Below are 19,295 nucleotides of genomic sequence, written 5' to 3'. Positions count from 1 at the left end.
TTGAGACATAAGCAACGATTCAGGCTCGGCCGAATCATTCAAGATGGGGGATTGAGTGTGTTCTTGTGTTGCTATTGGCATAGAAGGCAAAGAAAGGGTTTCCTTCTCGTCACCTATTTTTTCATCACATTCAGTCGGAGTTGTGGCGTGGCTCAACACTGGAGTAATCTCCAAGTCACACTCATCAGCAACCCAGTCAAACAGTTCACGAACCTCGCTTTCTGAAGCATTGCCCGTTAGATCAATGCTCCAACTTAAATAGCAAAGTTCTGGATCCATTTCGGCAAATTCTGGCAGCGCTTGCTGATGCATTTCAATTTGGTACTGAGAACCTAGCTCACGCACCTCGCGCAAGATTCGTAGCGGGTCATTACCGCTATAAAATAGGGTTTGATGAGGTACAAACCGAATGCACCACCCTTCTATTGCTGGCGTCATTTGCGGCACCTCAGCAGCACAAGCTGAAACGCTTTCTGAGGGTATAGCCATTTCAACTGTTGAGGTATCCGCGAGTAATGTTTGTAACTCCGCACTCACCTGATCTTTCAGCACAGTATCACTACCCGTCTGCTGTTCACGGCTGTCTAGCATATTGCGGATCACATCACAGCTTTTCAGCAGTGTATCAATGCCTTGCGGTGTTAGCTGTTTTTTCTGGGTGCGGATCAAGTCAAGATACGTTTCAACAGCATGGGTGAACTCGCTGATTTCATGCAAATTGAAAGTACCCGCGCCTCCTTTGATCGAGTGAGCGGCGCGAAAAATGGTGTTCAATACTTCAATGTCGACTTGGGAGGGATCAAGTTGTAGCAACTCCCCTTCCAAAGTCTCAAGATTCTCACGACACTCGACATGAAAAATCTTGCGCAGTTGTTCCATATCTAAAGCCATAACTCACCCGCCAACTGAATAATTTTGATTATTTGAGAGCTCAGCTTTTATAAAACGCGCTGCAAAGTTTTTAGTAAAGTTTCCGGGTTAAAGGGTTTCACAAGCCATCCAGTCGCACCAACCGCTTTACCTTCTTGTTTTTTTTCTGGGCTGGTTTCGGTGGTTAACATCAAAATAGGGGTGAATTTATATTGGCTTTGTTGCCGAACTGCTTTCACAAACTCAAAACCGCCCATAATTGGCATATTGACATCAGAAATAATCACGTCGAAACGTGACTTTTGCGCCTTGGCCAATGCATCACGCCCATCCGATGCCGTTTCGACTTCATACCCTGCATCTTGAAGTGTATGGGAGACCATTTGTCGAATCGAAATTGAATCATCCACTGCCAAAACTCTTGCCATAGCGTTTCCCTCATTCACTCTTCATTTGCATTAGGTCTGTCATCCCTAACAGGGCTATCCCTTCTGCTAATACGTCAGATAATTGGTCAAAGTAAATCTCAAGCTGGTTGTGTTGAGCCGTTATCCATAGTGATGCCAGTAACTGAATACCGGCTGCATCCACGCGCACCACGGCTGAACCATCAACCACAATGGGTTCGTGTTGAGTAATCCACGGCAAAAATTGCAGCTTACACTCCTGAACATGCGCGATATCTAGTGCTTCATTTAGTATCAACATGGAAAACCCAGACTTTAAGATGAGTAGAATAATCAACCATTTTTTTACTGCTCGTATTTGAGTTTAGGAGGGATTAGCCAATTATCAACTGCATGTATGACCTCTATCACCAAAGTCTTAATCCCCACGACACGCATAAACACAACACTGTTGATAACAACCAAAGCCAAGAAAATTGAGATAAAGTTATTCGACTACCAATATGGTTCCACGCAATCTCACTTTGTTCTTGATAAGAAAGATGAATCTGTAACGGCATGAAAGATGCTTGGGCTATAAGGAGCCCTAAGTCAAAAGTTTTACACTGTAAATAATCGATAATTTAGAGAGGGAACGAATGTCATCCAGGCTGTGACCCTCATCATAATATGGAATGGTGAACCAATACCCTTAAGGCTTTATTAAGAAAACTTTGCTAGTTTCCTCATTCATTTAGATGAATTCTCACGTTATGGAACAATAGTGAAAAAATCCTTCTCTAATCGCATATGGATATGTTCCGTTAACCCATCAGCTCTCTCTTCTTGCGAGAGCTGGTGAAATGAGTTCTCTTTTGGAACACCCATTATCAATAGGTTCGGAATTTTGAGGTAAGCATGCGAACATTGAATTTAAAAACTTTCTCTTATAATCAGCTAGTACTGATTCTAGCCGTCTATTTCGCCCTACCACTCAATTTGCCCGTTTACGAAAAGCTAGCGCAAATCTTTACGGAGTCTGCTCAAATACACTGGGGATTTGTCATTTCCATTCCGCTCTTTTTTCTATTTGCTTTGAACTTCATTTTTCAGATCTTCAGTTGGCCTTATCTGTTTAAGCCATTTTTTGCATTGCTACTGATTATTTCATCGATACTCAGTTTTGTAGGTTTTCAATATGGCACCATCGTTGATAGAGATATGTTGGTGAATGTGCTCGAAACCAACAGTAGCGAGGCAAGCTCCTATCTCACGGTTTACTCTGTCCTTTGGTTTGTCTTTTTAGGTGTATTACCTGCGCTTTGGTTACTGTTCACCCCTATTCGTAAAGAGACTGGAGTGTGGCGTTTTTTGGGTAAGAAAGGCCTATCAATGCTGGTTTCACTACTGGCGGTAGCATTAATTGCCGCACTCTATTACCAAAATTACTCTTCGGTTGGACGTAATAACAGCTATCTCAAAAAAATGATCATCCCGACTCACTTTATCTACAGCAGTGTGGGCTTAGTCAAACAGCGTTATTTCACCGAACCCATGGTCTATAAAATGATTGGGACTGACGCGCAACAAAAAACCACCGCAACAGATAGCTCAGGTCAAAAGCCGACCTTAGTATTTTTTGTTCTTGGGGAAACAGCACGAGTGCAAAACTATCAATACTTCGGCTATCCACGTGATACCAATGCTTATACACAACCGTTCCAACCAATTTTCTTTAAAGATGTCGCCAGTTGTGGCACCGCAACGGCGATCTCCGTACCTTGCATGTTCTCCAACATGACACGTGATAACTTTGATCGTAACCAAGCCGATAACCAAGATAACGTATTGGATATTCTGCAACGTGCTGGGATCAGTTTGCTGTGGAAAGAAAATGATGGTGGCGATAAAGGTGTAGCCAAAAATATCCCATTAAAAGAGCTCGCAAGAGATAAGCGAGAAGGTTTCTGTGATGGCGATACTTGTTACGATATCGCGATGTTAGAAAACTTGGATCAAGAGATCGCTGACCAAAATGGCAATCGCATGATCTTCATGCACATCATTGGTAGTCATGGACCAACCTATTTTAAGCGTTACCCAAAAGAAATGGCTGTGTACCAACCTGATTGTCCACGTGCAGATATTGAAAACTGTAGTGTCGAACAGATCGTTAACACCTATGACAACACCATTCGTTACACTGATTACGTTCTGGCACAGCTAATGAGCAAGTTAGAATCCTTACAAAAGGATTACAACACCGCTTTAATTTATGTTTCTGACCATGGTGAGTCGTTAGGTGAAAATGGAATGTTCTTACATGGAATGCCTTACAACTTGGCCCCAGATTACCAAACGCAAGTACCTTTGTTAGTTTGGATGTCTCAAGGATTTAGCCAGAGTAAAGGGATTGATATGGACTGTTTACGTAGTAAAACCCATTTACCTTACTCTCACGGCAACCTGTTCCACTCACTGCTCGGCGTAATGGATGTTTCAACTGAAGCTTATGACACATCTCTAGACCTGTTTTCTCAGTGTAGAGCGAATGCCGCCTCTTCCAATTAATCAGAGCTTGTAATACCTCGCCTGATTTGGCTTTATCACCAAATCAGGCGTTTTTTATTCAATATTTAGAAAACGAACCACAAAACTGTTGTACTTATTCGTGCGCGGTAAAAGCATTACCTCGCCACCATGTAATGTGGCAATATCTCGGCAAATGGACATACCTAATCCAGCCCCATCCCCTTTTTGGCTATTGGCACGATAGAAGTTATCAAACATTTTCTCACGAGTCAGATCATCGATTGGCGCACCTGTATCCAGCACGCAAACTTCAATTTCTCCCTCTTGATGACGGAGTATCACTTCAATATGACTCGCACAACCAGAATAGCGAATTGCGTTATCGATGAGATTTTTAAATAAAATGCCAAGCAGTAGTTCATCCCCCCAGAGGCGCGGACTCTCACCACTAAAACTCAGTTGTTGCTCCTGCTTAAACGCGATTGGGGCAAGATCAGCAATCACTTGTTTAATCACGCCCGCTAAATCAACCGGTTGTTTAGCTAAGATTTGGGTACTCTCAACTTTCGCCAACATCAGCAACTGTTGAATTAATCTATCCGTGCGTTCAATCCCTTTGAAAATACGTTCTAAATCGTGTTTCAACTGCTCGGGATTGGTGCTACGCAAAGCATTTTCAGCATTTAATCTGAGCACGGTTAACGGCGTTTTTAACTCATGAGCGGCCATGCGGGTAAAACGCTTTTCACGTTCCCATGCGTGCTCTAATTCGGAAAGGAGTTGATTGAGTGTATCAACCAAAGGGGATAATTCGAGAGTTGGCTCTTCAACATAGATACGATCTAATTTATGTACACTACGAATCGCAATCGCCGACTTAAGAGACTGAATGGGCCGAAAACTTCGATCAATCAGAGTGACTAATAAGAGCATTAAACAAGGAAAAAGAATCAGCTGAGGTAACGCTGTAGAAAGCGCAATTTCGTTGAGCATTTCCCGACGAATCCTTTGTCTTTCCGCCACCACAACATATTCTTTGCCCATCGTGCCATTCGGCTGAGTCAATTGAAAAAACCGCCAAGACTCACCATTAATGGAAATGTTCGAAAATCCAATGTTCTCAACTCCGGAACTAAATCCGGGTAGACTGTTATCCGAGCTAAACAACAGTTTGCCATCACGATAAAACTGGAACAGAAAATATTGCTCGTAGGGATGCCCAAATAAGGTTGCCACATCCTCTTTCGCTTTAGATAGGCGTTGTATGTTTTCCATCCATGAATCAAAATGCTCACGCTGGTCTTTCATTGCCATCTTTTGGCCTGAGACCGACGTCGCCATCAGTAACAATTTGGCAGATTGCCCTAGCCGAGCATCATACACTTCTGTTACTTCATGTTTTGCGTTGGAGTAACTGAAATAGAGCGAGACAAGTAAAAGGCCACCACTAAGCACGACCGATGTCAAAGTCAGGCGGCGTTTAATTGAAAATACGCGTTTATTTTTCAATCATGTACCCCACACCTCGTACGTTTCGAATCAGATTATCCGGCAACTTTTTACGCAAATTATGAATGTGTACTTCTATCGCGTTATCACTGCTGCCTTCATCCCAACCATGCAATGCTTGCTGTAATAGCTCTTTACTCATCACTCTTCCAGCTTGAGTCATCAAACTGGCGAGGATTTTGTACTCATTACGCGTTAATTTCAGAGCTTGCTGAGCGTAGTAGATTTCTTGTTTGGAGAGCGAAAGATCGAGATCACCCACGGAGATGAGTTCCTCCGCACTCCCCGAGCTTCGCCGAATAATCAGCCGCAAGCGTGCGAGCAGCTCTTCGAGAGCAAACGGCTTACCGATGTACTCATCTGCCCCACCATCTAAACCTTTGACCCGATCACTAATGTCATCACGAGCCGTCAATATCATTACGGGTAAGGTGTAACCCGCTCGCCGGATTTGGCGCAGCACTTCTAACCCGTCCATATCCGGCAAGGTTAAATCTAAAATCAATGCGGTAAACTGCTCGGTTTTTAACGCCGTTACAACACCGCTGCCTCGCTCTAACCAGTCAACCGTATACCCTTGTCGGCTTAAAGCGACTTGCATCGATTCGCCAAGCAGCGTGTCATCTTCCACTAATAATAAACGCATAACGTTATTTGAGACTCTCCAACAGATGGGCGATTTCTTGTTGACGACCAGCATCAGCGACCTCTCTTTGTGGCCTTGCTGGTGCTTGTTGTGCTAGCAACAAGTAGTGTTTCGCTTCTGCATCACGTCCTTGTTGCACCAAAAAATCACCGTAAAAATAATTGGCATCAATGCCATTCGGATTCATATCGAGTGCCTGCTTTAATAATTGCTCGGCTTTTTTATCATCACCAAAGGCAACTGGCCAACCTGGCACTTTATAGTATAACGTTCCAAGGCTAGTAAATGCAGAACCATCGAGCGTGTTAGGAGACTTGGCGATGACGTCTTCAAACAAACTTTTGGCCTCTTTTACTAACGAGAGTGCACCTAACCCCCCTCTAGCGCCAGCTAAAGAGGATTGATTGATTGCTAACCATACTTTGAGTTCTGGATTATCTCCCGCCAACTTTAGCTCAAGTCGAGTGCGAGCGATCGTACGTTCGAAACAGCTTTCTTGCTCATCGCCAGACGGCGTTTGGTATTGGCATTTTGCCCAGTCCGCCTGCACTTGTTCTAAAGGGGTAATCGCATACGCCGACGCCGTATAACCCACTAATAATGCGCTGATATTTATCCATTTAAACACAGTGTTCATGCTTTGATCTCCTTGAACTCTCACGCTTTAACGATTTAAAAATGACAATAGAATGTGTTGTTGTTTTTTAATGGCTCCCGAGACCAGGCCCGGTAACAGCTGATTGAGACGAACAAACCATTTTTCAGGCCAACCCAACCACACCACACTTTGCTCGGTCTCAATCATCTTTGCCACTTGCTCTGCCACAAATTCAGGCTCATCACTGTGATGCCCCAATGCCTGATTCAGCTGCTTGACCGATTCACTGTTTAGGGCTGTATTGGTCGCCCGAGGCGCAAGATAGAGCACCTTGACACCAGTGCCATCCAGCTCTCGGTTCATTGCTTCACTGAAGCGATGCAATCCCGCTTTCGCCGCGCAATAGGTCGAATAACCTGGGTACCCGATCGCCCCAAAACTGGAACCAATATTAACAATAAGTTCCGGTTTCGTGACCCAATGCAGTGCCATCTGGGTAATCTGAATGGGCGTCATTAAGTTTAAGGTTAATTCACGCTGTACCGACTCCATTGAGCGCCGTGCGAGTAAACAGAATTGATTGGTTCCTGCATTGTTGATCACAACGCTGATCGGCTGATGCCGCAGGCCAAACTCTTCAGCGAGCGCTTGAAGCTGTGCCACACCCTCTTCACTACTCAAATCAGCACTCAAAACAGTGTGCTTTTCTGCTGTGGGTAATGATTGGCGTAACGTTTCGAGCTTTTGACTATCACGCCCAACAAGAATCAACCATGCTCCACGTGCAGCCAAGACATGAGCGATTTGCTCACCAATTCCGCCAGACGCCCCCGTCAACAACACATATTGGTGTTTAATATCCATTGTAGGCTCCTAAGCCGCCTTCTGATTGGTGAGCGGCACTAATTCACGTAGCATCTGTCCATAAAGATAAAAGACTTGATTCGCTGAATGGATGATCGCTTGCTGGTCTTCGTCTTTGGTGATTTTATCCATCAAGGATTCAAAGAAACGGATATGGTCTTGATCCAGTTCACTATGAGAAGTGAGATAGCTCATCGCTTTATCTGGCAAATTAAGCTGTTGTTTAACCAAGCGTGCGATATTGCCGCCCACCCCAACACTGGTGCCTTCCAGCACCCAGACCATTCCAAATAAACCCAGTGGATTAGCGCGATCTATCTGGTGATACAAATAAGCCACCATCAATTCGATTGGCGTGCTCACACCGCCTTCTCCCTGATTATTCCGTACCGCTTGCGCATCACCACCACAAGCTCGAATGTCATTCAGTATCCATTCTTGGTGGCCTTTCTCTTCATCAATATAATCCGCAATCGCAATTCGAACCCATTCATAGCGGTCACTCAAGCGGCTGCCACACGCCATCAACAGAGGTACCGTATGCTTCACGTGATGATAGGCTTGGGTCAAAAAGCGCAAGTACATATCTAATGTAATTTCACCCCGTGCACAGGCTTCAAAGATAGGAGCTTGTAACATATGTTGTTGCGCAGCTTGCGTTTCGATTTGTAAACGTTGAAAAAATGAAGTCATGATCATTCTCCTAGCAGTGAAGAGGAAGAAAGGGGAATCGATAGGCGTTGCCAGCCTGAATCTGGAGCAATAGCACCCATGCGGTATTGTCGTTGTGCCTGTTCAATCAAAGCACGCTTCGGTCGACCATTGGCGGTTAACCAGGTTTGCCAAACGTTCGGCTGACTCACTAAGAGTAGATGCTGAATCTGGGCATAGTCAGGCAAACTACAATTAAGTTTTCGAATCCGTTGATCAAGTTCTGGTAACGGCCTATCAATGACTGCGGTGAGCCCTGCTTCATCATCACCGACCACGACGACTCGGCATTCTGGCATCCAAACTTGAGCATGTGATTCAATCCATTCTGGGGCGATATTGCGCCCAAATGGTGTAATGATGAGATTTTTTTTGCGCCCGACAATACTCAAAAAACCTTCGGCATCGAGTGTCGCTAGATCGCCCGTAGCCAACCATTCATCGACAAATGGCTCTCCGATATACCCAAGTGCACTATTGCCACGAACCCACAATTCTCCATCATCAGCCAGTTTGATTTGCAGATGGTTGAGCGGTTTGCCACAGCGACCCGGTTGATCATATTGTGGGGTGTTCATACTGACCACCGAAGCACATTCAGAAAGGCCGTACCCTTCATAAGCAGGAATACCAAGCGCACGGGCTGAATGAATCAATTCGGCAGCAACGCTTGCCCCCCCACCGCAACCCACTGTAACGATTGAGCCAAAATCGGGGCTTGCTTGACCACATGGATTAACGCGATCAACAAGGCCGGCGTGAGTACCAAACTGGAAGGAGAATGTTGACTGAGAGCGTGAGCAAAACAAACGGGGGAGAACTGGCTAGAGCCTGATAACCCCACTTGCTCACCAAACAATACCGTCGATGTCACCCCTAATAATAGCGGCACATAGATGCCTGTAATATTTTCGAGCAAGGTGGATAGCGGCAACATGACTAAGTGCAGCTCAACTTGTGCGCTCATCTGCTCTGCGATAGCCACTGAAACCCGCTCTAAATTTTGCTCGCTCAGGCAGACGCCTTTAGGAGTGCCGGTCGAGCCTGAGGTAAACGTGATTTTCTGCGTACCTGGCAAAACACGACCTGATGTATGGGTTTGATACTGCCAAGCGGAAAATCGACCTAATGGCGCGATGGGCTCACCCAACTCAGGCCAATCGCCAACACAAAGATCCACTTCAGCCGCCTTCAGCAGATGTGCCACTTGTTCAGGCGTAAAAAACGTGGGTACTGGCACCATCACAATATGTGACCACATTGCCGCCAGATCCATCACAACCCAATCCAAGCTATTTTCAGCACGTAGCGCAATACATTTTACTTGCCATTGCTGTAACTGCTGCGCGGTCTGCTTAACTTCGTCCAGCAACTGTGAATAATTTAAACTCACTGGTTTTTGCTGTGCATCATGGCCAACAAACGCCAGTTTCTGTGGTTGATGTAGAGCATGTTGCTGTAACGCAGTGATAATTTGATTCATCATTCATGACTCACGCTTGTTTTTGATTGAGGGATAATTGATTTAAACGCTCACAACCTTGTGCCAAATTCCCAGCTAAAATCCGAGGGCTATGCTGATAGTAAGTTCCCCAAACTTGAGATGCATTGGGAATACGAGTAGAAGAGGCTTTGGCAATCAAAGTCGGTTGTAAACCAAAGCGGCGCATTAACGCGTGCAGCGGATCCGTCGCGGTAAAAATGCACCACTCAAACCCCATCGCTACTAATTGCTGTGCGATCAACAAAAAATGAAATGCCGATAAGCCACGGCCAAATGAAGCAAGATGACCAAATTCAATTAATTTGCCGCGAGGAATTGAGCAAGCAAAACGTTGGGCCAGAATTTCATCAGCGGGCTGATCGAGATACTGCTCAAGAAAGAGAGACTCTTGCTCAGCAATCCGAAAACCACACACCGATTTCATTTCATTGTGTTCAAGCAGTGCTAAATAGGCGGGCATATAGACCGTAAGGTGAGCATCAAAAGCTTGTTGGTAACGCTCACGTACCAATGCTGTCGCCTCATTCCAGCGCGGGTGCATTGGGTTGATCACTTCTAATGTGAGATCCGATAGACAAGGTAAGTGTTTCATCAGCGTTTCCCTTTGCTTACTCTCTAAGTCAAAAGTAATCCACTTAACTTAAGAATCCCTTAGTCACTAACTAAGAAACACAAAAATGATGCACGCAGAATGCCCCTCATCGGGGCGACATAAACGAAGAACCCAAGCCAGATAAAATGCTCAAACGTGATAACTCAAGAAAAGACAAACCAGAGCGGCATCCACCCGATAGCCGAAATAGGCTAGTGTGTAACATCACTCTGGTCATATTAAGAAGAGGGCTATTTACAGTGTAAATTGCTCAGCAAAGCGGAAATATCATCACGTAAGGCTTGTTCAACTTGTCGTTTACCCGTGAGTTGAAACTGCTCAGCACACTCTCCCCAGTTTTTGCGTTGTAACACTTTACTGATCAACAAAGGCGAAAGAGTCAGGTTTAAACCCGATATTTCCAGTAACCAAGCAAATAACCAAACGGCAACACTTTCATAGTTAGAGCCGCCTTGCGCGTAACGCTCAATCAATCCAACACACGGCCGTGTTTTGTGGGTTGGTGCACATAGAGGTAACAACTGCTGAATAATTTCAGGTTCTAGTGCTTGCAACGAATCACTGAGTTCAAAAATCCAATGCGCGGTAAATTGTTGTTGAGCTTGCTCCAGCCAACTCAACCCACTTCCCAGTACCATTAAAATGGAATAACAACCGCTGGCTTGATCGCGATGTGAGCCAAATTTCACCGGAACAAACCCATTCATCAGCCAAAATGGCAGCAAATCTTCACTCACCCCGAAGCTAGTCGCGTAATAGTCAGCTTCATAGTGCTCAATAAATTGCTGGAGTAATTGGCTACCAATCCCCTCACGCTGGCAAGCTGGATGAACGGCGATGCGTAAAATTCGCCAACAAGACTGACGCGCCGCTTCAGTAATCGCTAGTTGATTGGCGAGCGTCACAGGCGCTAAATGCCCTTTAGGGCGACGAGTGCCACGTTGTATCGCATCAATCAGTGCATCATCTAACTCCCCTTCACGCACCGCCCACACACATCCAATACAAACATCCCCTTGATAAGCGCCAAACAGCGTCATCGCGTCATCATTCAGTAGAGAAAACAGATCATTGGGAGAAGTTTGGTAGTGTGCATTGACCAACAATGAGAACACTTGTGCCAAACGTTCAGGTTGATGGACGGCCATTTCTTGAGTTAAAGGGGAGAACCTTAATGCCTGATGTGCTGATGATGGTAGTGCCGTTAACTCACTTTGCAGTAAAAACACACGATTTTGCCACTGCTCCAGGGCATCTCCCGCCGCCCAGCGAATCGGTTGGTCAAGATGCAATGCGCGCATCTGCGGGCGCAGCTCTCGTAACCACTGCTGAAATTTGAGCGAAAAACCACGACCACAACCTTCATAACCATGAATGGTCGATGAAAAAACCATTCGGTGATATTTCTCTACCAAGCGTTTTAATAGAGGTAATGGCAGTGCTGCCGCTTCATCAACTAGCAATAAATCGCACTCGGGCTGGCAGCGAAGCAGCTCATCAGGAGCCATAAAATGTAGGCTTGAGTCTCCCCACTGTAGATGGCCGCGCTTAACACCCGCATCCGGAAGTTTACGCTGAGCATGGACAAACAGCGGATCAACAGACGCTAATGCAGGTGCGGTCACAATAATATTCATTGTACGTGACTGCATCAATTGCGCCGCAGCCATCCCAAGCGCACTGGTTTTGCCACGGCCACGATCCGCTGTAAGAACCAAAGGACGCTTACGATGCCCCGTAGCGACTTTGATAATCCCCTCAATCGCCTGTGTCTGTTGTTCATACGTTGAGACAGAGGAAATCCCAGCACAATTTGGCAAAGTACATATCGACTGTGGATCAATTTGAATTAACTCACCTAGTGCAGACTCCAACCAATCACGAGCAGCCCAGTTCAGAGAAGAAGGCTCGCCAACCACTAAAAGTAATCCGCCGCCAACTAACGTACCGAGCGCTGCGTTAAAACTATTGGCATCCCATCCTTGGTTTAAATCACAAATCAGCCATTGGCACTCTTTCCCCAACCACTGTTGACCTTGGCGATAATCGACACAAGTCACACCATCCAACTCAGTATTGCCTAACATAAATATCGATTGATCGGTAAAGTGGCAAATCAATGCGTTCAGTAAAGAAGACTGCCATTGTGGATCACCCCGTAGCCAGCATCCAAAGCGAGTATGGTGCTGTTTAGCAAGTTGGTGAAGACGCACGAAGTCTGTGAGCGGTTGAGTCATAACAAACGAATTTCCAAAGGTGATGCGCTATGTTAGCACATGCGGACACATCGCTATAACGCCTTGAAACACATCACAAGCAATGTCGCTATTTGTTAATAGAAGGCTAAAATATTTTTTCTTAACGACAAATTATATTTGCTTTATCCAAACAAAAAATTCACTAATTATGCACTCGAATCTCAGCATTGGGCTGGGCTAAAAAGGAATCAAAATGCAATGAAAACTTTCATTAAAGGATTGGTACTTTCTGCAGTTGTTGCGTCATCTCAGGTCTATGCTGAACAACCTACACTTAACGTGTATGCGTGGGGCGGTTATTTACCAGAGAAATCGCTGAAAGCTTTTGAACAACAAGAAGGCGTAACTATTAACTATTCAACCTTTGAGAATAATGAGTCAATGTACACCAAACTCAAACTTCTGAAAGGCACTGGTTATGATGTTGTGTTTGCGTCTGCTTATTTTATCGAAAAAATGGGCCGTGAAGGGCTGCTCGCAGAAATCGATCATAACCAAATCCCGAACATGAAAGATGCAATGCCTGCCGTATTAGGCTTGGCACACGATCCTCAAAACAAATACTCGCTCCCATACATTTGGGGGATCACAGGTCTTTACTACAACTCTGCCACATTACCTAACGGCATCAGTAAGTGGGCAGACCTGTGGGATAAACAATATGAACAACAAGTTATGCTGATCGATGATATTCGTGACGTTTTCGGCATGGCTCTAAAGCTTAATGGTTTTAGTATCAACACAAAAAATGAAGATGAAATCAAAAAAGCGTACGAATCGTTAGTAGCACTAAAAAATAACGTACTGCTGTATAACTCAGACGCTCCACACGTTCCTTACGTTTCCGGTGAAGCAACACTGGGTATGCAATGGAACGGTAACGCGTATCAAGGCCAAGTAGAAATGCCTGAGCTAAAATTCGTGATGCCTGAAGAAGGTGCGGTACTGTGGATGGATAACTTCACCATTCCGTCTGGTAGCAAAAATATCCCGTTGGCGCATAAGTTCATCAACTTCATGTACCAGCCAGAAAACCAAGCAGAAATTGTAAAAAGCCTAGGTTACGCTTCTGCAACCAAAGGTGGGCGTGCAATGTTGCCCGCAGAGCTACGCGATAATCCGACGATCTTCCCATCCGATGAAGACATGAAAAAAGGCGAATTTACTAACGATGTCGGCCCAGAAACGCTGGCGATCTACGAGAAATACTGGCAGCGTCTAAGAAACCAATAATACTGACTACCTAAAACGTCCAAAGCCCGCATAACGCGGGCTTTGTTATTAGAGAACACAACTAATTGAGCTTGCGCTGAACAAAATCAAGAATATCCTGCATCAATTCATCATCGATTCTCTTCAAATTCAGCACTAAGTTACTGCCTTTGCGCGCATAACTTGCACGCCCTTTAATCAACTCAACTTTCGGTGTTTCAGTGCGTTTCGGCGGCAGTACATCTTGAATCCAACTTTCGATGGTTTCTGTCACATCTTTGGTAATGCGCGCTACACCTTGAGCTTGAGAAAGCTGCCAAACGAATCCTTGCTCTTGATGGCATTTTGCCAACAATTGCTCGCGCTGAACCTCATTCAACTCATTAAACTGCTTATGCAACTTCACAATCGTTGGGCGTCCTAATTCAACGACGCTTGGGTAGGCTTGTAGAAGCTCCAGCGGTAGCGCTGCTGCTTTCAATGCGCCACTCACTAAGGCTTCACTGCACTGAAACATTTTGGCCAGCGCTTTTTGATCTTCCGCTTCCCCACTATCGAGCTTCGCTTGCATCTCTTTACCTTTTTCATACAGGGAAAGAGGTTTATGCGCGTTCGCAACATCAGATAAGAACTTGGCATGCTCGGCATTAATATTTTCTGCCACATAAACCAGAAATTCTTTACCCGCCAAGATACAAGACATGCGACGACGGCTACCATCAAGCACTTCAATCTTGCCTTCTGCAGTTTTACGACCCACAGCAGGGTATTGTTGTCCCCGTTCACGCAGGGTTGTTAATACATCAGAAAGCGCATGTTCCGTTAAAAAGGCCTGTTCACGAGCATTCTGAGCAAACACAACCGTCTTTTGTGCAACTTCATCCGCCGGAATGCGCATCAGCTCGAAAGTGACAATCTCCTCACCAGCGACTGCCAGTTCAATCATTTGAGCCTGTGCTTTCGCTGCTGATTGAGCTTCAGCTGGCGTAGTTGCACGGCGTTTATCCGCCTTCCCAAACAGTTTTGCGTTGAGTTCAGAAGTTTTAATTGCCATAAGTTACTTACCCCTGATTAAGTGAAGGCCAATGAGAATGAAGCACACGTTCCAGTTCGAGTGCGCTTTTTTGAACGGCATCTTGAGCGGTGGCGAGCGTTTTTTTACCGCCTTCAAAGTCATTCACTGTGAGATCAAACACGGTGCTGTACGTATCGGCACAGGTTTCAAAAGCTCGGCTACGTGGAATGGTCGCCATCATCACTTGATCGCCCAACAAGTAGTTCATTTCAGTCAATACCGACACTTGCTTTTTATTGTCATCCTCAAACATCGTCGGCATTAAACGGACAAACTCTAACCCTTTCCAATCTTCGGGGAACATCTCATAAACCGTTGGCAAATGTTGAAAGAAGTTCACCGTTGAAGCCCAATCGAGTCGTTTCGCCGCACAAGGGATCAGTAAGGCATTTGATGCGTACATCGCGTTCCACACTAGCGGATCAACGTGCGGCCCTGTATCAATCATGATGATGTCAAAATCACCTGAAATCTTATCAATAAGTTTCTCTTTCAGTAAACGAACGATATCCAATGATTGGTTTTGTGATAGATACTGCCATGCCTCGGCGTTAAACATCGCATCCTCAGGGAAGGCTGAAATGGTTTTCAAATTCGGGTATTGCGTCGGTAACATCACGTTTTTACGCAGGAATTCAGCATCCACTTGTACATCATCTGGCACGTTGTCCAACATAATATCAACAGCAGAATAGATATTGGTATGCTCCGCTAAACTGATTTGCGGATTCAAAAATAAGCGTAGAGAACCTTGGGGATCCAAGTCAATCAAACAGATACGGTAGCGTTTATCCAAGTTAAGTGCCAAGCAAGCCGCCAAATGGACAGCCGTCATCGATTTGCCAGTCCCACCTTTCTGGTTCTGCACATTGATGATCCAAGGCTTATTTTCATTGTTCTTTTTACGTTCATGAAACTTAGCCACCCCCGCCGCATCCATCAGCATATGGGCTTCAGAAAGAGAGATAGAGTAGTGGTTGGCGTTATTTTTTGTAAATTGATGGCCAGCTTCTTCCATTTTCGCAATCGCTTCATCGAGCTTACGGCGAGTGAGGCCAGATCGAGTTTCCATCAGCGCTTTTGACATTGGAGGAAAATGCTCATCTCGGCGTTCCTCTAATACAATCTCAATACGATCCGCCTGCACCTGCTGAGTCAGTTGTGCAAGTTGGTAGAGATTCTCTATTGTTTGTTCTCTTTTCATTGCCAATTTCCGTTATTAGGACTTAAAGCCAATTGTACAGCATAAGTTACACAAAACAACAAAAAGGTGAACATTAAACTCTATATTAAAATCACATATATTAGATCTCTAACAGAGAATTGATATTAAATAGGCAAACTAACTCAACAACATGATGACTCAATAAGAAGACAATGCATCAAAAACTACAGGAGATTTTAAATATTACAACGTCACTTATTTACAATGTAAAGACAACAAAAATAAAGTAAGGTGCGGAACGATTGAACTTATCAACTAACTTACGGTTAATGCAATTTACATTTGTAGTATGAGATGAATTAAGCAAAAAAGCGTACATCATTTCTCATTGAGTCAATACCGAGATGATGTCGAAACGATGATCAAGAGCACATACATGATCATGCTTCCGTAAGAAATGAGATAAACCGGAAAGATGATCAAGCAGGTTAATCTCTACGAAATTGAAGAAAGATGATCCTATCAACATGATCTTTTTCCGGATCGATGATCAAGAGCGTATTAATGGCGGAAGCATGTAAATTTCATCTCAGTTTACGGATGATGTCAGACAGAGTAAGGCTTTGACTCTCAATCAATGAAAAGTACTAAGCACATAATAAGAGAAGTCTCGGTGCAACAAACAAAGCCAACACCATGATCATGCTTTCATAAGCACATCACCAAACAGTACAAGGCGTAGGAACTCAGATATACTGCTAATCGAACATCGAATCGGAAAGCGTTTAGCCAATTTGGGCAAAGTTCAACCTACTCTTGATCATATTTCCGAGACTAAAATGATGACCACAAAGCAGGAAAGACGGAAAAAGTCTAAATTCTAAATTCGATCTGTGGATAAGCTGTGCTGCTACCTTGATCATGCTTAGTTAATTGCGTTGATCATTGATACGAGTAGCATTTGATCATGCTTTAGGTAAAAACTGATCATGCTTTCGATCTCGCATTGATCATGGTTTCATTAAAGCGATGATCATGCTTCTGTGGACTTAAAAAAATAGTCTATTATATACAATAAGTTACAGCTAAATCTGCCACTAGATCATAAGATCACTCTAATCATAATTAATCATTTAAATCAGAAAGATCAGTTATTTAAAAACAATAAATTTTTCTTTATTTATGATCTCTTTTTCTTTATTCTCTTGGAACTATAGTGATATTACGGTAAGTGTGATACGGATCTAACCATGAGCTCAGAAGAAAAACTCTTGATCAAATTGCCAAGAACTCACAAAGATGGTCATCTTTTTGAGGTCTCTGAAGCTGCAATCGACTGGATTGAACAGTATCAACACTTTAAAGGCGTGACCAAAAGTATTATTGAACTGTTGAATCTTATCTCACTACGCGGTTTGCGCAGCAAAGATGGATTAGTTTCAACCACAGAGCTAATTGATGCCACAGATGGTCAACTCACTCGTGCTGCAATTCAACAGCGTTTGAGAGCGGCAGTTGCCATTGGGTTATTTAAACAAATACCAGTGCGCTTTGAAGAAGGGCTAGCCGGTAAAACCATGTTGCATTGTTTTATCAACCCCAACCAATTGATCTCCGTGCTAGGATCAACCAGTTTGGTCACAGAGTCTGTTAAGCAAAGTGAAAAACAAAAGCGTTCAAAAGCGCTAGCGCAAACACAAGTAAATCAACGTTTGCTGCATGAGCATGGCTTGAATACTCCTCCAGCAATGAAAGATGAAGCTGATCAGTTTGTGGTATCACCCACTAATTGGGCTGGGATCATTGATCAAGCGTTAGCGCCACCCCGCACCCGTAAAAATTATCAAAAATCAATGGTATCGATTTCCGGTACTCGCGCAGTGATCGAAACTCGATCGTCTAAAAACATCATGACTGTCGATGATCTGATGACGTTATTTGCCTTGTTCACGTTAACCGTTCAGTACCATGATCACCATCAAGATGATTATCACTTCAACGCCAAGCAAGCTCCCAACAAAACGCCATTGTACATTACGGATATTCTTTCGCTGCGCGGTAAAAAAGACAGCGGTCCGGCGCGTGACTCAATCCGTGACAGTATTGACCGTATTGAATTTACCGATTTTCAGTTGCACGAACTGACTGGGCGTTGGCTCAGCGAAAACATGCCAGAAGGTTTTAAAAGCGATCGTTTCCGCTTTTTAGCTCGTACCATTACAGCGTCTGAAGAGGCTCCTATCGAGGGAAGTGATGGTGAAATTCGGATTAAACCGAACCTGTATATTTTGGTGTGGGAACCCTCATTTTTTGAAGAATTGCTCACACGTGACTATTTCTTCTTGTTTCCACCGGAGATCTTGAAACAGCACACGTTGGTGTTTCAACTCTACTCATATTTCCGCAGCCGCATGTCGCGCCGACATTCTGATGTCATGATGCTCAGTGAATTGAACCAGAAACTGGCCAGAAATATTGAATGGCGACGTTTCTCAATGGATCTGATCCGCGAACTTCGCCGCCTTTCAGAAGGGAAGGGGAGTGAGGATCTGTTTGTGGTCAATCTTTGGGGTTACCACTTGACAGTGAAAAGCACCGAAGACAAAGGCAAAGTGGTGGACTATCAAGTAGACATCAAATGTGATGTGGAGGAAGTTCTGCGTTACTCGCGTGCCAAAACCACCAACGCCGGTAAACGTAATATGGCTCCAACCTTGCCTAACCCACTACGTAATGAACTGGTTTCTAAACAAAAATTGGCAGAACTTTCGAGTATTATTGATGGTGAATTTGAGCCGATTCAGCGTAAAGCACCTTCGCCAAGAGGCCGGTTAGGCCGCCGTGTGAAACTGCGTAAACATCTGGTTGAGATCAATGCGGATGAAATTACGATTACCTTATCTCGTTATACCTCTCCAGAGGCTCTAGAACGCAGTATAACGGCCTTAGCAGCTATGACTGGACATGCCCCTTCATCAATCAAAGAAGAGTGTGTGGAGTTGATTGACAAGCTCGATTGGCTACGAGTCGAAAATGATGTGATCCAATATACCACCTTGAGCAAGCTCCTTGAGCTCTACAACAACCAGAATGAGAGTAAGCACCTTTCGATTGAAAAACTGATCGCAGGTTTAGCTGTACGTCGTAAAGTGTGCAAGATGGTTCAAGACGGACATATTGATGAAATGGTATACCGCGCATTAGATGAAATGGCAGCCGGTGTTTGAGTGTGAATGGGGAGAGTTGATTCACGTCACTTTTGTGACTTAAACCTGACAAACCGTTGACATTTTGAGTGCTTACGATAGATACACTGCTTCACGAATAGACAACCTTTTGTCCTATCTGATGA

General features: G+C 44.4%; 14 protein-coding genes and 2 pseudogenes. 3 read left to right on the top strand and 13 right to left on the bottom strand.

The window, feature by feature from the left end:
• Positions 1–164: 164 nt before the first annotated feature.
• The 3 genes and pseudogenes from EPB59_RS19060 to EPB59_RS16750 form a co-directional block, all read right to left on the bottom strand.
• Positions 165–891: pseudogene (locus EPB59_RS19060) on the bottom strand (Hpt domain-containing protein); the annotation flags it as partial.
• A gap of 47 nt (positions 892–938) precedes the next feature.
• Positions 939–1,298, bottom strand: coding sequence for a response regulator (locus tag EPB59_RS16755; RefSeq protein ID WP_055030084.1), 360 nt, complete (start codon positions 1,296–1,298; stop codon positions 939–941).
• Positions 1,299–1,308: 10 nt separating this feature from the next.
• Positions 1,309–1,578 carry an STAS domain-containing protein gene (locus EPB59_RS16750; protein ID WP_055030083.1) on the bottom strand — a complete coding sequence of 90 codons (270 nt, stop codon included), beginning with the start codon at positions 1,576–1,578 and terminating at the stop codon, positions 1,309–1,311.
• 596 nt (positions 1,579–2,174) lie between these two features.
• Here EPB59_RS16750 and EPB59_RS16745 point away from each other — a divergent pair.
• On the top strand, positions 2,175–3,827 hold the full coding sequence (locus tag EPB59_RS16745) for a phosphoethanolamine transferase (RefSeq protein ID WP_154173963.1): 1,653 nt from the start codon (positions 2,175–2,177) through the stop codon (positions 3,825–3,827).
• A 54-nt stretch (positions 3,828–3,881) separates the two neighbouring features.
• Here the strand turns inward: EPB59_RS16745 and EPB59_RS16740 are convergent, their stop codons facing one another.
• The 8 genes and pseudogenes from EPB59_RS16740 to EPB59_RS16705 all read right to left on the bottom strand — a co-directional run bounded on the left by EPB59_RS16740 (position 3,882) and on the right by EPB59_RS16705 (position 12,470).
• Positions 3,882–5,243, bottom strand: a complete 1,362-nt coding sequence (locus tag EPB59_RS16740) for a sensor histidine kinase (RefSeq protein WP_154174257.1) — start codon at positions 5,241–5,243, stop codon at positions 3,882–3,884.
• Between the two features lie 43 nt (positions 5,244–5,286).
• Complete coding sequence (locus EPB59_RS16735; RefSeq protein WP_055050225.1) at positions 5,287–5,943, bottom strand: response regulator; 657 nt, start codon at positions 5,941–5,943, stop codon at positions 5,287–5,289.
• A 4-nt stretch (positions 5,944–5,947) separates the two neighbouring features.
• Complete coding sequence (locus EPB59_RS16730; protein ID WP_055050226.1) at positions 5,948–6,580, bottom strand: tetratricopeptide repeat protein; 633 nt, start codon at positions 6,578–6,580, stop codon at positions 5,948–5,950.
• Between the two features lie 27 nt (positions 6,581–6,607).
• On the bottom strand, positions 6,608–7,405 hold the full coding sequence (locus EPB59_RS16725; protein ID WP_154173961.1) for an SDR family oxidoreductase: 798 nt from the start codon (positions 7,403–7,405) through the stop codon (positions 6,608–6,610).
• A gap of 9 nt (positions 7,406–7,414) precedes the next feature.
• Positions 7,415–8,098, bottom strand: coding sequence for a TenA family transcriptional regulator (locus EPB59_RS16720; protein WP_055050228.1), 684 nt, complete (start codon positions 8,096–8,098; stop codon positions 7,415–7,417).
• Positions 8,099–8,100: 2 nt separating this feature from the next.
• A pseudogene (locus EPB59_RS16715) lies at positions 8,101–9,599 on the bottom strand (AMP-binding protein).
• 10 nt (positions 9,600–9,609) lie between these two features.
• Positions 9,610–10,212, bottom strand: a complete 603-nt coding sequence (locus EPB59_RS16710; RefSeq protein ID WP_095456454.1) for a thermostable hemolysin — start codon at positions 10,210–10,212, stop codon at positions 9,610–9,612.
• A gap of 251 nt (positions 10,213–10,463) precedes the next feature.
• Positions 10,464–12,470, bottom strand: a complete 2,007-nt coding sequence (locus EPB59_RS16705) for a tRNA(Met) cytidine acetyltransferase TmcA (RefSeq protein WP_154173959.1) — start codon at positions 12,468–12,470, stop codon at positions 10,464–10,466.
• A gap of 219 nt (positions 12,471–12,689) precedes the next feature.
• Between EPB59_RS16705 and EPB59_RS16700 the strand changes: the two genes are divergently transcribed.
• On the top strand, positions 12,690–13,724 hold the full coding sequence (locus EPB59_RS16700) for an ABC transporter substrate-binding protein (RefSeq protein ID WP_055050231.1): 1,035 nt from the start codon (positions 12,690–12,692) through the stop codon (positions 13,722–13,724).
• Positions 13,725–13,785: 61 nt separating this feature from the next.
• Here the strand turns inward: EPB59_RS16700 and EPB59_RS16695 are convergent, their stop codons facing one another.
• Both EPB59_RS16695 and EPB59_RS16690 read right to left on the bottom strand, forming a co-directional pair.
• Positions 13,786–14,757, bottom strand: a complete 972-nt coding sequence (locus EPB59_RS16695; RefSeq protein ID WP_154173957.1) for a ParB/RepB/Spo0J family partition protein — start codon at positions 14,755–14,757, stop codon at positions 13,786–13,788.
• Positions 14,758–14,764: 7 nt separating this feature from the next.
• Positions 14,765–15,982 (bottom strand): AAA family ATPase, encoded by a 1,218-nt coding sequence (locus EPB59_RS16690; RefSeq protein ID WP_000817993.1) that lies wholly within the window; start codon positions 15,980–15,982, stop codon positions 14,765–14,767.
• Positions 15,983–17,193: 1,211 nt separating this feature from the next.
• Here EPB59_RS16690 and EPB59_RS16685 point away from each other — a divergent pair.
• The gene (locus tag EPB59_RS16685) at positions 17,194–19,170 is read left to right on the top strand and encodes a replication initiator protein RctB domain-containing protein (RefSeq protein ID WP_154173955.1); all 1,977 of its coding nucleotides are present in this window, start codon (positions 17,194–17,196) and stop codon (positions 19,168–19,170) included.
• Positions 19,171–19,295 lie beyond the last annotated feature (125 nt).

This window comes from Vibrio metoecus (assembly GCF_009665255.1).
Classification (GTDB): domain Bacteria; phylum Pseudomonadota; class Gammaproteobacteria; order Enterobacterales; family Vibrionaceae; genus Vibrio; species Vibrio metoecus_B.
Note: the sequence above shows the minus strand (reverse complement) of the source record. Positions and strands in the feature narration are given on the sequence as shown.

What these genes read in the sequence shown, in the direction of transcription:
- EPB59_RS16700 (WP_055050231.1), top strand. Translation starts at nt 12,690, where the DNA reads ATGAAAACTTTCATTAAAGGATTGGTACTTTCTGCAGTTGTTGCGTCA.
- EPB59_RS16690 (WP_000817993.1), bottom strand. Translation starts at nt 15,982, where the DNA reads ATGAAAAGAGAACAAACAATAGAGAATCTCTACCAACTTGCACAACTG.
- EPB59_RS16745 (WP_154173963.1), top strand. Translation starts at nt 2,175, where the DNA reads ATGCGAACATTGAATTTAAAAACTTTCTCTTATAATCAGCTAGTACTG.
- EPB59_RS16755 (WP_055030084.1), bottom strand. Translation starts at nt 1,298, where the DNA reads ATGGCAAGAGTTTTGGCAGTGGATGATTCAATTTCGATTCGACAAATG.
- EPB59_RS16695 (WP_154173957.1), bottom strand. Translation starts at nt 14,757, where the DNA reads ATGGCAATTAAAACTTCTGAACTCAACGCAAAACTGTTTGGGAAGGCG.
- EPB59_RS16720 (WP_055050228.1), bottom strand. Translation starts at nt 8,098, where the DNA reads ATGACTTCATTTTTTCAACGTTTACAAATCGAAACGCAAGCTGCGCAA.
- EPB59_RS16750 (WP_055030083.1), bottom strand. Translation starts at nt 1,578, where the DNA reads ATGTTGATACTAAATGAAGCACTAGATATCGCGCATGTTCAGGAGTGT.
- EPB59_RS16705 (WP_154173959.1), bottom strand. Translation starts at nt 12,470, where the DNA reads ATGACTCAACCGCTCACAGACTTCGTGCGTCTTCACCAACTTGCTAAA.
- EPB59_RS16710 (WP_095456454.1), bottom strand. Translation starts at nt 10,212, where the DNA reads ATGAAACACTTACCTTGTCTATCGGATCTCACATTAGAAGTGATCAAC.
- EPB59_RS16685 (WP_154173955.1), top strand. Translation starts at nt 17,194, where the DNA reads ATGAGCTCAGAAGAAAAACTCTTGATCAAATTGCCAAGAACTCACAAA.
- EPB59_RS16725 (WP_154173961.1), bottom strand. Translation starts at nt 7,405, where the DNA reads ATGGATATTAAACACCAATATGTGTTGTTGACGGGGGCGTCTGGCGGA.
- EPB59_RS16735 (WP_055050225.1), bottom strand. Translation starts at nt 5,943, where the DNA reads ATGCGTTTATTATTAGTGGAAGATGACACGCTGCTTGGCGAATCGATG.
- EPB59_RS16730 (WP_055050226.1), bottom strand. Translation starts at nt 6,580, where the DNA reads ATGAACACTGTGTTTAAATGGATAAATATCAGCGCATTATTAGTGGGT.